This window comes from Coprococcus sp. TF11-13 (genome assembly GCF_003481085.1).
Lineage (GTDB): Bacteria > Bacillota > Clostridia > Lachnospirales > Lachnospiraceae > Coprococcus > Coprococcus aceti.
This window is the reverse complement of the sequence record NZ_QUKK01000005.1, coordinates 74,251-88,672: the sequence shown is the minus strand read 5'-3', so window position 1 is coordinate 88,672 and position 14,422 is coordinate 74,251. Positions and strand designations below refer to the sequence as shown.

The window sequence follows — 14,422 nt, the reverse complement described above, 5'->3', positions numbered from 1 at the left end:
ATCTCCTATCTGCACAGTGCAGCCAGCATCCTGACTGCCGCCTCATACTCACCATTATCTCTAGTCTTCCGGATCTTCTTAAGAGCCCTCTCAGCTCCCTCCACATCATAAAACAGCCTCGACCAGTAAGCCCACAGCTCCTTCATCTTGAACATCGTGTTGCCCCTGCCCACATCCGACTCACAGTAATTCCTGTAAAGTTCATCGTGGAATATGAAAAATCTGTTCCAGTCATATGTACTGTCGCCACACTCTTCCTTTATCCGCTCCGCCAGACAAGGATCAGCTATTATCCCCCTGCCTATCATAACCTTACTTATATCAGGAAAATCGCCCGTGAACCTGTCATAATCCACCACACTGTTTATATCTCCGTTGTAGCACACTGTGTCTGGTCTTCCATATGAAGCCACACCTTCGGCAAACACTTCCATGTTTGGCGTATTCTTGTAGAAATCCGTCTGTATTCTCGGATGTATGATCAGCTCACTTATCGGATACTTCTTATATATTTCTATGATATCCTCAAACTCCACAGAACTGTCTCTTCCTATTCTGGTCTTTATAGACACATCCATCACGTCGGCGGCAAATACTTCATATAAGAAGTTGTCAAGCCTCTCCGTATCGTATATCAAACCCGAGCCTTTATACTTCGTGACAACAGTTTTTGACGGACAGCCGAGATTGATATTCACCTCGTTATATCCAAGCTCCTTCAGGAACTTTGCGGCCTTCACAAATCCCTCGCCGCTGTTGGTCAGAAGCTGCGGCACCACATTTATCCCCTGATTGTTTTCCGGCAGCACATCCCTTAGTTCCCTGTTTCTGAGAGGACGTCCTTTCGCCGGGGCAATGAACGGCATAAAGTATTTGTCAACGCCGCCGAAATATTTGTGATGTGCATTTCTGTATATGTATCCTGTTATCCCCTCCATCGGGGCAAGATATATCAAATCATCCCTGTTGTTCATCCATCATTCTCCCATTAAATCCGTAAACCCGGTATAAATATCCTGCAATGACATTCCTTATGACAAAAATATAGAGGCCTTCATCACTCACATGACAAACGCCTCTACATTATAAACTATATTGTTCTATTTGAACAGATTTGTAACAAACTGTACAAAGTCAATTCCAAATGACTGGAGAAGCAGCAATGCAAGCAGTATTGGTGCCACAAACTTTACCATGACAATATAGAGCTTCTTTCTTCCAAACTTCTCGCCATTTCTTGTAACCTCGTCTATAACCGTCTTAGGCTTCACTACCCAGCCGATAAGTATACATGACAGGATAGCCACAAGCGGCATGAAGATGTTGTTACTCAGGTAATCCATCACATCGAGGATCTGGGCTGTAGCTCCATTTGGAAGCTTGAGCTCAAAGTACCATATGTTGTAACCGAAACATACGACCAACATTCCGACAACCGCATATACAGTTGTTATGACCGCACTCTTCTTTCTCGTGAGATGGAACTTATCCATAAGTCCTGACACTATCGCTTCCATGACCGATACTGAGGATGTGATCGCCGCAAATGTAACCATGATGAAGAACAGGGCTCCGATGACTGTTCCGACCTTACCCATGGCATTGAATACCTTTGGCAGAGATATGAACATAAGTCCAGGGCCCGCTGACATGCCTTCCGTTCCAGAGAACACATACACCGCAGGGACTATCATCAGACCAGCAAGGAAAGCCACTGCCGTGTCAAATATCTCTATCTGATTGATCGACTTCATAAGGTTAACATCCTTCTTAACATATGAGCCATACGCAACCATGATACCCATAGCGACACTTATCGAGAAGAAGAGCTGTCCCATGGCATCCATTACAACCATGAATATATCCCTGAATGTCATTCCCTTAAAATCAGGAATCAAATATACCTTCAGTCCATCAATTCCTGTTCTGATCGTACCATCATCACCGGTATGCTTGATCGTCAGTGAATAGATTGAAATTCCAATTATAAGAATTACCAATATCGGCATGAGCACCTTGCTAAACTTCTCTATTCCCTTTTCAACACCACAGAATACGACAACGCCTGTGGCCGTAAGGAATATAAGTGCAAATACTATAGGCGCAGTCTGGGCTGTTATAAAACCGGTGAAATAACCGTCACCAGTGGCAGCCTCTGTCTGACCTGTAAAATATGCTGTCATATACTTCAGAACCCATCCTCCGATAGTACAGTAATATGGAAGGATTATGACCGGTACGATCCACGCCAGACCGCCAAGCCATTTCCACTTCTTATGTATAAGACCATAAGCTGTGAGCGGTCCCTGCCGAGTCTTTCTTCCTATTGCAATATCTGTTGTGAGCAGTGTGAATCCAAATGTAAGCGCAAGTATTATATACACAAGTATAAACACACCACCGTTGTCCTTTGCCGCAAGATATGGGAACCTCCATATATTACCAAGTCCTACCGCACTTCCCGCTGCTGCCATAACAAAGCCCAGCGTCCCCGTAAAATTACTTCTTTCCTTCTTATTCATAATCGCCCTTTCTGTTTTTGCTTTTATTTTTTGCTATCCAGTCCCCTGTCTGAACAGTTACTTTTCATTTTTGCCTTCAGTTTTGCCGATGCCGCAAAGTATGCACGACATCTCGCAGGATAATTTCGGAATGCGCCATATATATTGTATAAATAAAATCCATACGTCAGGAATTTGCCGGCAGGTCCTATCTTGTCCTTCAAGGTCTTCGGGTATCTCTTTCCGCCAACCTCGGGATGATTGCCGTCATTTATATAATTTATCAGATCATCCTCCGAATGTATATAATCCGGAAGATATGTACCTGCAAGTCCGACACAGTTCTCCTTATGGGCATCGCTTCCACCCAAAACAGGTATATCATAGTATGACGCAAGCCTTCTGGCCATCTTATTCCTCTTGGCTGATTCACAGCAATTATATCCCTCTATGAAGTCAAAATGCTGTGCATATAGTCTGTGCTCTATCATGCCAAGCCTTCTCGTGCTGCCAAAGCTCATGAACTTCTCGCCAAATGGATGAGCTGGGCCAAGTATACCGCCGCACTCGTGCACAAGCCATATCACCCTGATAAGCGCCATGCCCCTGTGTTCAAACAGGTCGTACACCTCCTCAGGTGTATCTGATGGCAGTACGATGAGGAAATGTCCATAGTCAAACGTATCATACTCGATACCTCTGAGCACAGTGAAATCCTTCACCTTATCTTTCTGCCTTAAGTACGCTTTGTATCCGGAATATGAATCATGGTCTGTGACCAGCATTCCGTGAAAACCACGCTGCTTTAACAGATCAATATAATCAAGAATCTTTACTTTGGCATCGGGTGATCCCTCAGCCGTATGACAATGCATGTCAAATCTTACTCTGTTCATGTGACCATCTCCTCTGATTATCCATCATGACATACAATCTAATACTCTGCTCCGTTTCCAAGCCATGTTATCTGTGAAAATGGGAAATACACAAATTCTGCTTTGGCAAGTATCTTGTCACGCTTCACATAGGTATTCTCCCAAAGTCTGGCATCCGCTGAGTTTGGTCTGTTGTCTCCCAGCATAAAGTAACAGTCCTCAGGAACCTGATACGGTCCAAACGATCTTACGTCAGTCCTTGCCTCATCACTAAGATAATCCTCCTTGAGCGGAGTATCACTTCCATTTATATATACCTTACCATCTATGATCTCCACGGTCTCACCCGGCAGTCCTATGATTCTCTTGATATATATCTGGGACTCATCGTCCGGCCACTTGAATATGGCTATATCGCCACGCTCAGGATCAGAGAACTTATATGTAAGCCTGCTTCCTATTATATTGTCTCCAAGCTGTATTGTCTCAAGCATGGAACCAGTAGGTACATTACAGTTTAATATCACAAATCGTCCCAGCAGAAATGCCAGTACGGCGGCCACAACTACTATCACTATACAATCAATCACATCCTGCTTATAATCACGTTTTATATCTCTGCGCCTTATCCTCATCTGATGCCAGACGACACCGCCATGCTCAGATTCACTCACGCCCTCATCCACAAAACCAAATTGTTCGTAGAATGGGATCATGTTCTCTTTACATGTGAGGACGACTCCGTCGAGTTTACATTTGACCGTCTCCTGAAGAACCTCATGCATTATCTTCGCCGCATATCCATTGTGCTGATAGTCCGGCAGAGTTGACACGCCGAATATCATAAGCCAGCGACCCTTCTTGTCGTAGAAGTCCTCGCCCGTATACATGGCATCGCTCAAATCCTTCTCATTAGTAGTAATACCATTTATACCTGCTATTATTCGCCCGTCCTTCTTGAGCACCCAGAAAGTTTCTCTGTGCGCCTTCAGTCTTCGCTCTATAGACTCCCGGCTTGCTGCCTCAGCCTCAGGAAATGTCTCCTGCTCAAGCATCACAAGCTGGTCAAGATCTTTTTTACCTGGATTGTTTACCTTCATAAATATCCAAACACCTCTTTTCTAAGACACCTATTCTTCATTATCTCACATAACAGAACGGTGTCAAGAAAAAAGGATGCATATCTGACAGATATGCATCCTCTTATCTGAAATCATCTATGCAAATTTCTATTACTCTACACTGTAGTTAGGAGCTTCCTTTGTGATATGGATATCATGTGGATGGCTCTCCTTGAGTGAAGCTGCTGAAATCTTGACGAACTCTGCCTTCTCATGAAGCTCTGCAATGTTCTTTGCTCCGCAGTAACCCATACCTGAACGAAGTCCACCGATGAGCTGGAATACTGTATCCTCAAGTGATCCCTTGTATGCCACACGGCCCTCAACGCCCTCTGGGACAAGCTTTCTTGCGTTCTCCTGGAAGTATCTGTCCTTAGAACCATTCTCCATGGCTGCTATAGATCCCATACCTCTGTATACCTTGTACTTACGTCCCTGATAAAGCTCGAAATCACCAGGAGCCTCATCTGTACCTGCGAACAGACTTCCCATCATACATACGTTGGCACCTGCTGCCAGAGCCTTTGTGATATCTCCTGAATACTTGATACCGCCATCTGCGATAACAGGGATTCCGGCATTCATAGCTGCATCATATGCCTGCATGATAGCTGTGATCTGTGGTACACCGATACCTGCAACAACTCTTGTTGTACAGATAGAACCAGGTCCGATACCGATCTTGACTGCATCTACACCCATGTCGATCATAGCCTGTGCGCCTGATCTTGTTGCAACGTTACCGGCAATAACCTGAAGGTCAGGATACTTCTCCTTAACCATCTTGAAAGTTCTCAGAACGTTGGCTGAATGTCCATGTGCTGTATCTATAACTATCGCATCAACCTTTGCTGATACGAGCTCTGCAACTCTGTCGAGGATGTTGGCTGTACATCCTACTGCTGCTGCACAGAGAAGTCTGCCCTGTGCGTCATGTGCTGAATATGGGTACTTGATCTGCTTCTCAATATCCTTGATCGTGATGAGTCCCTTCAGGTGGAAATCGTCATCAACGATAGGAAGCTTCTCCTTACGAGCCTTTCCAAGGATCTCTCTAGCCTCGTCAAGTGTGATTCCCTCCTTTGCTGTAACAAGACCCTCAGATGTCATTGACTCCTTGATCTTCTTGGTGTAGTCCTTCTCAAACTTCAGGTCACGGTTGGTTATGATTCCAACAAGCTTGCCATCCTCTGTGATAGGTACACCTGAGATTCTGAACTTGCTCATAAGCTCGTCAGCATCTGCCAGTGTATGCTCTGGAGATAAGTAAAATGGATCTGATATTACACCGTTCTCTGAACGCTTTACCTTGTCAACTTCCTCTGCCTGCTTCTCTATGGACATGTTCTTGTGGATAACTCCGATACCACCCTGACGAGCCATGGCAATAGCCATTCTGTGCTCTGTAACTGTGTCCATACCGGCACTCATAAGAGGAATGTTCAACTTAATCTTCTGTGTCAGCTGTGTTGTAAGGTCAACGTCATTTGGTAATACCTCAGAATAAGCAGGTACCAATAAAACGTCATCAAATGTAATTCCTTCGCCAATAATCTTACCCATTTTCTTCTCTCTCTTTCTGTAAAATATTTAATAAGAGCATTGTGCTCATTATGTACGTCAATTAGCCTTAATAGAGAAAACACATCACCCAACACTTATCGCGTTGGGTGATGTAACTTTTTAAACATGCTAACAAATTATATAGTTCTTGTCAAGGCAGTTCTTCCGTCTCCGTGGTCACATTTGTCTCTGTGTCCTCCGGATCTTCAGGATCTCCCTTATATACATAAGTGTCTTCCACTCCGAAATCTATACTGTCGTCTCCGACCTGCGCCACGGATATCTCCTTGCCCGCCTCAAACGAGTCCTCATATGGAAGAAACAGCGTATCTCTGTCTATATAGATAGTCTCCTTCAAAAAGGCATCATCTATCCACACAAATGTACATTCATTGAAGTTGCTTCCGTGGATATAATATCCATTCATAGGCTGTGGCTCCTCAGCACTCTCACCGTCCCCGGAACCATCATTTGCCGTGAAATCCGCTTCTTCATCAACCGGTGGCACATACACGCCCTTTTTGATCTCCGAGATCCTGATCTTGCTTATGCCGTATTTCATATTCGTCGGCTCATATGGCCATCCATCAGGATACATGTATCTCTGTCCATAAAGCATATCATACTCAATGTTCTCGAGATCATCATCATAGTTTGCATCGCCCGGCTTGTACTTTGACTGGAACTTCTGCACATAGCTCTTCTCAAATCCCAGCATATCAAACACCTTTGTGCTGAGCTGATATGCCTCTATATCCTCATCCTCAACCGGGAAGTTCTTCATATTGCTCCAGACAAAATACTCTGTCTGGTAAAGGTCTCCGTTGGTTATATCGTCCTCTGTGATCTCAAATCCAGGAAGATGGTCTCCATACATAACGAGAACGACCGGCTCATCGTACGCCGTAAGTCTGTCTATAAGCTTGCCAATGAAATCGTCCATCTCGTGGAGCTGGTTACAGTAATATGTCCACTGTGTATCAAGACTCTCATCGCCTGTTCCGGCAACCTTTATAGGATAGCTGTAATTCTCCTCGTCAAGCTCTGATGGGTATCTTCCATGTCCCTGTACGCTGACGGTGAATATGAAATCCCGTCCAGTGGTGGAGTACAGAGTCTTCATGATCTCACCGGTAAGGACATTGTCCTTCTCCCAGTTCTTCTGAGTATGCTCCAGATTGTACATATACTCCATCGGGGTAAATGTATCAAATCCCATGTTTTTATACACCTTGTATCTGTCATAGAATGTACCATCGTGATTGTGCATGGCATGTGTTGAATAACCATCAAGCTTCAGCTGTGTCGCCATGCTCTCTATGGTCTGCTTGCCAAGTATGGTCTTATATGGATACTCACCTGCACCGAAATATGCCACGTTAAATCCCGTGAGCACCTCAAATTCCGAATTGGCTGTACCTGCACCGATCGCCGGCATCGTCAGGAATCCTGATGTACATTCCTCCTTCAGCTTTGTGAAATTCGGAATAGGATTCTCATTGAACGTGAGGCATTTTACATATGACGGATCCATGAATGACTCAAGCTGTACAAATATAACGTTTGGCTTGTCCTTGCCATGCTTTGAATCCGTTGTGCCAACACTGTCCAGATCATCCTTTATCTCAAGCATCTTATCCTCGCTGTAATCACTCGGCTGTCCTATACCTACATCGACCACACTGTTTGAGAAACAGTATACAAATCCATAATTGTTGTATGCCGTTGCAAGGTTTGCAAAATTATCTGATATAGTCTGTGCATTGAGCGCGATCTTGGTGAAGAGCATTACACAGAAGAATGTCGCAACTATAAACACAGTCGTTCTCGTTCTATATATATTGCCCGTAACCGTCGGCGATTTTATGAACAGAACTATGATGGCTGCCAGCGCAACGAACAGAAGCGCAGCTATGAGCACGATCTGCCATACATTAAAATATTTGTCTATGATAGTTATCGTATTCCTCGCCATAAGCATATCGATAGCTGAAAATGGCGTTATTCTGAATCCCAGAACTATGCAGTTCGTGATTCCAAGTATCAGCCATGCAAACGATATAACGCAGTATCCGAATATTCTCTTTCTCATGAGCAGCGAAAGTGTCAGCGTAAAGAAAATGATCGAACAGTTATACAGAAATATGAGCGGCTGATTCCACACATACGATATCGCCTTAAACAGCGAATGTCTTCCAAGAGCTTCCAGAACAACGTCCAGAACAATTGCAAGAACCAGACAGATAAAAACTGCTGAATGATGAAAATTCTTAAGTCTCTCTTTCATAATTTAATCATTACCTCGTAAAAATTATACTTTTTCTGATATTCAACGATTGTGATTGATTATATCACTACATGTCATTTATTCAATAGTAAAAATGTTTAAATTTTATTACCAATCGCTTCTGAGGGCAAAAAAAAATCAGGATTGAATCCTGAGTGTGAATTAATATAAAAGAGCGCGAGACGGGAATCGAACCCGCGACCCTCTCCTTGGCAAGGAGATGCTCCACCGCTGAGCCACTCGCGCTTATCTGCTGTGCTACCAACAACAATATGGATAATATCACACCGCCAGCAAACTGTCAACAACTTTTTTAAAATTTTAGCAACATGGAAATTATCCAGAGCGCGAGACGGGAATCGAACCCGCGACCCTCTCCTTGGCAAGGAGATGCTCCACCGCTGAGCCACTCGCGCTTATCTGTTGTGTTTTCAACAACAATATGGATAATACCACATCTTATTCGAATTGCCAACAATTTTTTGAAAATTTTTTACAATTTTTTATTCAAGCCTTTATCCTATACCGGTTACTGAGTATCCACACTTCTCTACACAGCTCTTAAGCTCATCATCAGATACTTCTCTTCCGAGCTTAACGATAGCCTGCTTCTTCTTGAGGTCGACTTTTGCGTTCACCTGGCTCAGACTGTTCAGTGCATTCTGTACACGATCTGAACAGTTGCTGCAGTGCATTCCCTCTATGTAAATAGTCTTCACGGCGACAACATCCTTTATCTTGTCACCCTTGACCTTGACGGAACCACCGCCGCCACAGCAGCCTCCTTCTCCTTTAAAGTGCTTTGTAGAACTGATAACTGCACCCACTACTATAAGCACCAGTATGCACACTACCAATATTGTTCCACCCATTGTAGATCATCTCCTTCGTTATTAACAACATGAGCCACAGCCACAAGGCTTTACATTGACACCTGTCACCATCTGATTCTCAATATATCCGCCAGCCATAAGTCCTGCACGGATTATCCTGTTCCACTCTTTGGCCGAAAGCTCAATGCTGGATGAATCATCAAGCTCAATGACACAGGCATCCTCTATACCACAGTTGGCACCACAGGCAACCTTATACATGTTTTTACGGTTGATGGCTCCTATATCCTCCAATGTATTCACCATTCTGTACACTGTAGCCGAGCCTATACGACTGTCCTGCTTGGTCGCCTTATAATAAATCTCCTTGCAGGAAGAACACTCTTCCCCGAGTATTATGTCAAGGAGTATCATTCTCTGTCTGGTTATCCTGCATCCCATTTCCCTGAGTCTGCTGATAACGATCTCTTTCTGCATCTCTGTACGCTGGATACCTGTATCATCTATACTCTTCTTGTCCGTCTCTAATCTTTCGTTAGTCATCATACACGCCTCCTTCTGATTGTTGATAATATTATCATCAAGGTTAGTATGCCCTAACTCAAATTAGTTGTCAATAACGTTTTGTGCTAAAATCTAATATTTTTTCATAATTCAACCTGCAGATCACACATTATTCTAACAATTGGTTTTCTTCTGCGGAGTTCCGCAGTCAAATGTTATAACTGCCTTGAACAGATCACCATCTATGCTCAATCTGAATTTTGCACCCATCAGTGTACACAGACTGTTTGCAATAGACAATCCCAGTCCGCTTCCCTCCGTATTTCTGGAGCTGTCTCCACGGACAAATCTCTCCATGAGCTCATCACTGGACACATTGAGCGGATCTCTGGATATATTCTTGAACTCAATCCTGGTCTTTCTGTCATCGATTATCACCGATGCATATACCCTTGTCCCCGGCATTGCATATTTGCTTATATTACACAGAAGATTATCAAATACTCTCCACAGATGCTGTCCATCAGCTCTTATGACTGCCGGCAACTCTGATCTTGTGAATACGACCTTAAGCCCGGCATTTGCAAGTTTATCCTCATATTCTGCAACAGCCTGCTCAAGCAGCATATTGGCATCTATCTCTGCCCAGTTTATCTGGATATTGCCAGTGGATGCCTTGGATGCCTCGACCAGATCCTCTATGAGTTTTTTCAATCTCGCAGACTGCCTTGAGAGAACTTCTATATATTCCTGTCTTGTCTTCTCATCCATATCGTCCTTCTGCAGCAGATCAACATAGTTGATTATGGATGTAAGCGGGGTCTTTATATCGTGGGATACATTTGTTATGAGTTCTGTCTTCAAATGCTCGCTCTTCATTCTGGCCTCAACAGCCTTTGACATGCCGTCTCTTATCTGGTTGAGGTGTTCACCATGTGCGCGGAATACCCAGAACATTTTGCTTGTGTCCGCTTTCCTGTCCAGATTGCCCTCCGCCATCTCCTTTGCGCACTTGTATAACTCTTGTGTCTGTATGAGATATGCCACTATTCCGACTATGCACAGCCATTTTAAAATGATATAAATCACCACCCAAAGAAGGCCTCTCATGCTGCCTGCTGCCAGGATTGCCACAAAAATTATCTCTACTATAGTTATACCTATATAAGCCCATACGCCCTTCTGCGTCAGGGACATATGACTTTTCACATACCTGAAACAAGCTTTCGTCTTTCTTGCTATCCACTTCAGTGCGCGGATTATCAGACAGTCTGCAAAAAATGTTCCCGCCTTCACCTTAGCGACTATATTATTAAAGAAAAACAATGCCACAGAATATAGGCATGCCACCGGCACCAGAAACGCAATATACTGTATATTCTCTGATACAAATGTGTAATTCCTATACTGGTTCACACACATGGATGCAATACCGCTTTCAACGCAGATCCCTACTGCTGCTGCAACAGAGCATACTGTCATAGCCAGCACAAGCTCAGTCGGAGTCCTCTCAAATCTGCCAAGAGTGATCGTCTCCTTCCCTGTCTTTACGCCGGCGTTGACCATTGAAAATATTGACATGACGATGCACAGCAGCAGCATAACTGCAAATCCCGCCAATATCCCCTTGCTCTTCGTCCTCCATCTTCCAATGTATTGAACCATTTCCGGATTTGACGCTTTGATGTTGTCTACAGCAGCCGCCACGTCCACATAGCATTTTCCCGTGATATTTATAAATGAATATGCATCATAGCTTAGCACAAGACAGTAGACCTTTCCAGATGAACTGCCAGAATCGTCTGCTTCATCAAGATACAGTTTTTCAACTGAGCTAGGATAATAATCGCCATACATGATATCCTGTTTGGTAATAGACTTGCCATCCGCTGTCAATACAGAATCTGTATCAGCCTCCACAGTATCACTTTCTTCATATTCTTCATTATAAATGTATTCGTCATAATATGGATCATAATTCCCCAGCAGAGCATTGATATACTGCTCGCCCTGTTCCATATCGCTCTGTTTGTCAAACACAATATATCTTTTAACAGGTACTTCTATCGTGCTATCATAATCATTTGTATATATATTATCGTCCAGCCGTGCATCATCGTTTATCAGCTTTATATTTCCGGTCGTTACTTTTATCTTTCCATTATTGATGCTGACATTTGTATCATCACTGCAGGATGCCGTCAGCATATAGCCGATATCACCTCGTTCGCTCATATCCTCATACCGGTATGACGACTTGATCGCAGATGTTGTATCCGCATTGGTCAATCTCCGGAAAACATCATCCGCAGTTATAACCATATCTCCGTTATGATCAGCACTCACGAGCTGATTATATGTTGTAATGCTTTCCAGCTGCGACCTTGTATCCTGGATGTAAGCCTTCACCTTTTCGGTAAGCGCATCATTTGTGTCCTCCACATAATCGTTTACAAGTCTCTCATACGGCGTCGCGCCCTGATCATCATCACTGTACACTCCAAGGTAGCTTCCCTGCAGCACCAGACCGCCTGTATACAGCGTTCCATATGCCAGCACCGCCACAAGAATATATATTCCAAGTTTAAAGAACACATTTCCTCGTATCTTATAAATTGTTTTATCCACTATTGTCCCTCCATTCTATATCCTCTTCCCCAGATAACCTTTATGTATCTCGGATCAGATGGATTTATCTCTATCTTTTCTCTCAGGTGTCTTATATGAACCGCAACAGAGCCTTCCGCTCCCATCGGATCCTCCTTCCACACCGCCTTATATATCTCCTTCGTGGAAAATACCTTTCCCACATTCTGCATAAGAAGTTTCAGGATGTCATACTCCGTCGGGGTGAGTGGCATAAGTTCACCGTCAAGTGTGACCTGTTTGGATTTGTCGTCAAGTTCTATACCTCCGATAACCAGCTTATCCTTTGGTGTCTCTCCGCCTCCCAGCTGCATGTAACGCCTGAGCTGGGACTTTACCCTTGCCAGAAGTTCCACCGGATTAAATGGTTTTGTCACATAGTCATCTGCGCCGACCTCAAGTCCCAGCACCTTGTCGGTATCCTCACTCTTTGCCGTAAGCATGATAACCGGCACATTGCTGCTCTCTCTTATCTTTGCCATGGCTGTTATACCGTCCATCTGAGGCATCATGACGTCCATGAGTACAAGCTGTATGTCATTAGAATTTACCATATCAACTGCCTCCATACCATTGTAAGCTTTATACACCGAATACCCGGCTGTCTTAAGATATATCTCTATAGCTGATACTATATCTTTTTCATCGTCACATATTAATATATTGTACATTTTTCTTGTCCTCACCTTTTTCGTATTTATCCTTAGCTTACCACAATCACCTCCTGTTCTCAATTATCGCCATACTGCCATTAAGAAACAACCATTATAAAGTTTAAGATATCTTTAAGACTTGTCATTATTTGTGGTATACTTAGGAGGCGGTCTGTCATTGCAGATGTTATAACGCAAAATATATCACTATATAGAAACGGAGTTTTATTTATGACAAAAAAAGACGTACTTGAGATAAGACACCTGTTTGCTCCAAAGGAATGCTCCATAAGCAAGATCCGCGGATGCTACGTGGACGGAGACTGCAACAAGGTGGCGACCATCAACGAACAGTTTCTCACCATGCCGGAAGAAGAAACATACAAATATTTTGAAATACTGAAAAAGACTTTATCAGGAAGCATTGGCAAGAATCTTGTCACCATGCCATTTCCTACCTCACAGGAGTTTGAAGGCGGCACACAGGAATTCCTGAATAAACTCAGGAAGAGCAAGCTTGAGAACGATGAGCTGATAAATGAGTTCTATGACAAGGTCATCGAGAACTACGATTACACCGGCAACTACCTCATACTGCTCATCCACGATACATATGATGTTCCGGGCAAGACAACCGACGGCATCATGATGGACGATGCATCAGACGAGGTGTATGACTATATCATGTGCTCCATTTGCCACGTCAACCTGTCCAAGGCGGGACTCAGCTACTTCGACGTTGAAAGCACATTCCACAACAGAGTCCGCGACTGGGTGGTCGACATGCCGGACATAGGCTTCCTGTTCCCGGCATTTATCGACAGGAGCACGGATATCCACAACGTTCTGTACTACACCAAAAAACCGGAGGAGCTTCACGACAGCTTCATAAGTAACATCCTTGGCACTTCTCTTCCTATAACAGCGGGCGAGCAGAAGGATGTATTCCAGGAGATCGTGGCTGAGACTCTGGGCGATGACTGTAATTACGACATGGTGCGTACAATACACGACAATCTGAACGAGATGATAGAGCAGAGAAAGGACAGTCCTGAACCGCTGACCCTATCCAAGAACACTATAAAGAATCTGCTGACAGAGAGCGGAGTATCAGATGAGAAGATGGCAGATTTTGACGCCCACTACGAGAAGGTAACCGCTGCGGCAGCACCGCCTGAGCAGCCATCTGAGAACCCGGAGGATGAACCGGCCATAGTTGTACCGCGTGAGAAGTCAACTGTCATGTACGCGACAAATGTTGCAAACACAAAAACATTTGAGGTAAAGACTCCTGATGTGGTCATCAAGGTGAATCCTGAGAGAACTGATCTGGTAGAGACCATGGAGATCGACGGAAGGAAATGCATCGTCATCCAGATATCCGATCAGGTCGAGGTAAACGGAATACCTATCAACAACAAATAACAACGGCACAAAAA

11 protein-coding genes and 2 tRNA genes are annotated in these 14,422 nt (G+C 43.9%); 1 reads left to right on the top strand and 12 read right to left on the bottom strand.

Features of this window, described 5'->3' with window-relative positions:
* Positions 1–5: 5 nt before the first annotated feature.
* The 12 genes from DXD11_RS09550 to DXD11_RS09495 all read right to left on the bottom strand — a co-directional run bounded on the left by DXD11_RS09550 (position 6) and on the right by DXD11_RS09495 (position 13,001).
* A complete protein-coding gene (locus DXD11_RS09550) occupies positions 6–974 on the bottom strand; it encodes a tRNA dihydrouridine synthase (RefSeq protein WP_118758266.1) in 969 nt (322 codons plus the stop codon).
* A gap of 126 nt (positions 975–1,100) precedes the next feature.
* Positions 1,101–2,522, bottom strand: coding sequence for a sodium-dependent transporter (locus DXD11_RS09545; protein WP_055280491.1), 1,422 nt, complete (start codon positions 2,520–2,522; stop codon positions 1,101–1,103).
* 23 nt (positions 2,523–2,545) lie between these two features.
* On the bottom strand, positions 2,546–3,397 hold the full coding sequence (locus DXD11_RS09540; RefSeq protein WP_117549317.1) for a PHP-associated domain-containing protein: 852 nt from the start codon (positions 3,395–3,397) through the stop codon (positions 2,546–2,548).
* A gap of 38 nt (positions 3,398–3,435) precedes the next feature.
* Positions 3,436–4,476, bottom strand: a complete 1,041-nt coding sequence (lepB, locus tag DXD11_RS09535; protein WP_117875061.1) for a signal peptidase I — start codon at positions 4,474–4,476, stop codon at positions 3,436–3,438.
* Positions 4,477–4,608: 132 nt separating this feature from the next.
* Positions 4,609–6,060, bottom strand: coding sequence for an IMP dehydrogenase (gene guaB, locus DXD11_RS09530; protein WP_117549321.1), 1,452 nt, complete (start codon positions 6,058–6,060; stop codon positions 4,609–4,611).
* 151 nt (positions 6,061–6,211) lie between these two features.
* Positions 6,212–8,347, bottom strand: a complete 2,136-nt coding sequence (locus DXD11_RS09525) for an LTA synthase family protein (RefSeq protein WP_117549323.1) — start codon at positions 8,345–8,347, stop codon at positions 6,212–6,214.
* 174 nt (positions 8,348–8,521) lie between these two features.
* Positions 8,522–8,593: transfer RNA gene (locus DXD11_RS09520), tRNA-Gly, on the bottom strand.
* Positions 8,594–8,691: 98 nt separating this feature from the next.
* Positions 8,692–8,763: transfer RNA gene (locus DXD11_RS09515), tRNA-Gly, on the bottom strand.
* A 99-nt stretch (positions 8,764–8,862) separates the two neighbouring features.
* Positions 8,863–9,219: a heavy-metal-associated domain-containing protein gene (locus DXD11_RS09510; RefSeq protein WP_117549325.1), complete on the bottom strand. Its 357-nt coding sequence runs from the start codon at positions 9,217–9,219 to the stop codon at positions 8,863–8,865.
* 21 nt (positions 9,220–9,240) lie between these two features.
* Positions 9,241–9,723 (bottom strand): transcriptional repressor, encoded by a 483-nt coding sequence (locus tag DXD11_RS09505; protein ID WP_117549327.1) that lies wholly within the window; start codon positions 9,721–9,723, stop codon positions 9,241–9,243.
* A gap of 135 nt (positions 9,724–9,858) precedes the next feature.
* Entirely contained in the window at positions 9,859–12,312 is a 2,454-nt protein-coding gene (locus tag DXD11_RS09500; RefSeq protein ID WP_118758265.1) for a sensor histidine kinase, read from the bottom strand.
* Positions 12,312–13,001: a response regulator transcription factor gene (locus DXD11_RS09495; RefSeq protein ID WP_117549467.1), complete on the bottom strand. Its 690-nt coding sequence runs from the start codon at positions 12,999–13,001 to the stop codon at positions 12,312–12,314. The genes DXD11_RS09500 and DXD11_RS09495 overlap by 1 nt, the downstream gene beginning before the upstream one ends.
* Before the next feature lie 213 nt (positions 13,002–13,214).
* Here DXD11_RS09495 and DXD11_RS09490 point away from each other — a divergent pair, with 213 nt between their 5' ends.
* Complete coding sequence (locus tag DXD11_RS09490; protein ID WP_015533946.1) at positions 13,215–14,408, top strand: DUF4317 domain-containing protein; 1,194 nt, start codon at positions 13,215–13,217, stop codon at positions 14,406–14,408.
* Positions 14,409–14,422 lie beyond the last annotated feature (14 nt).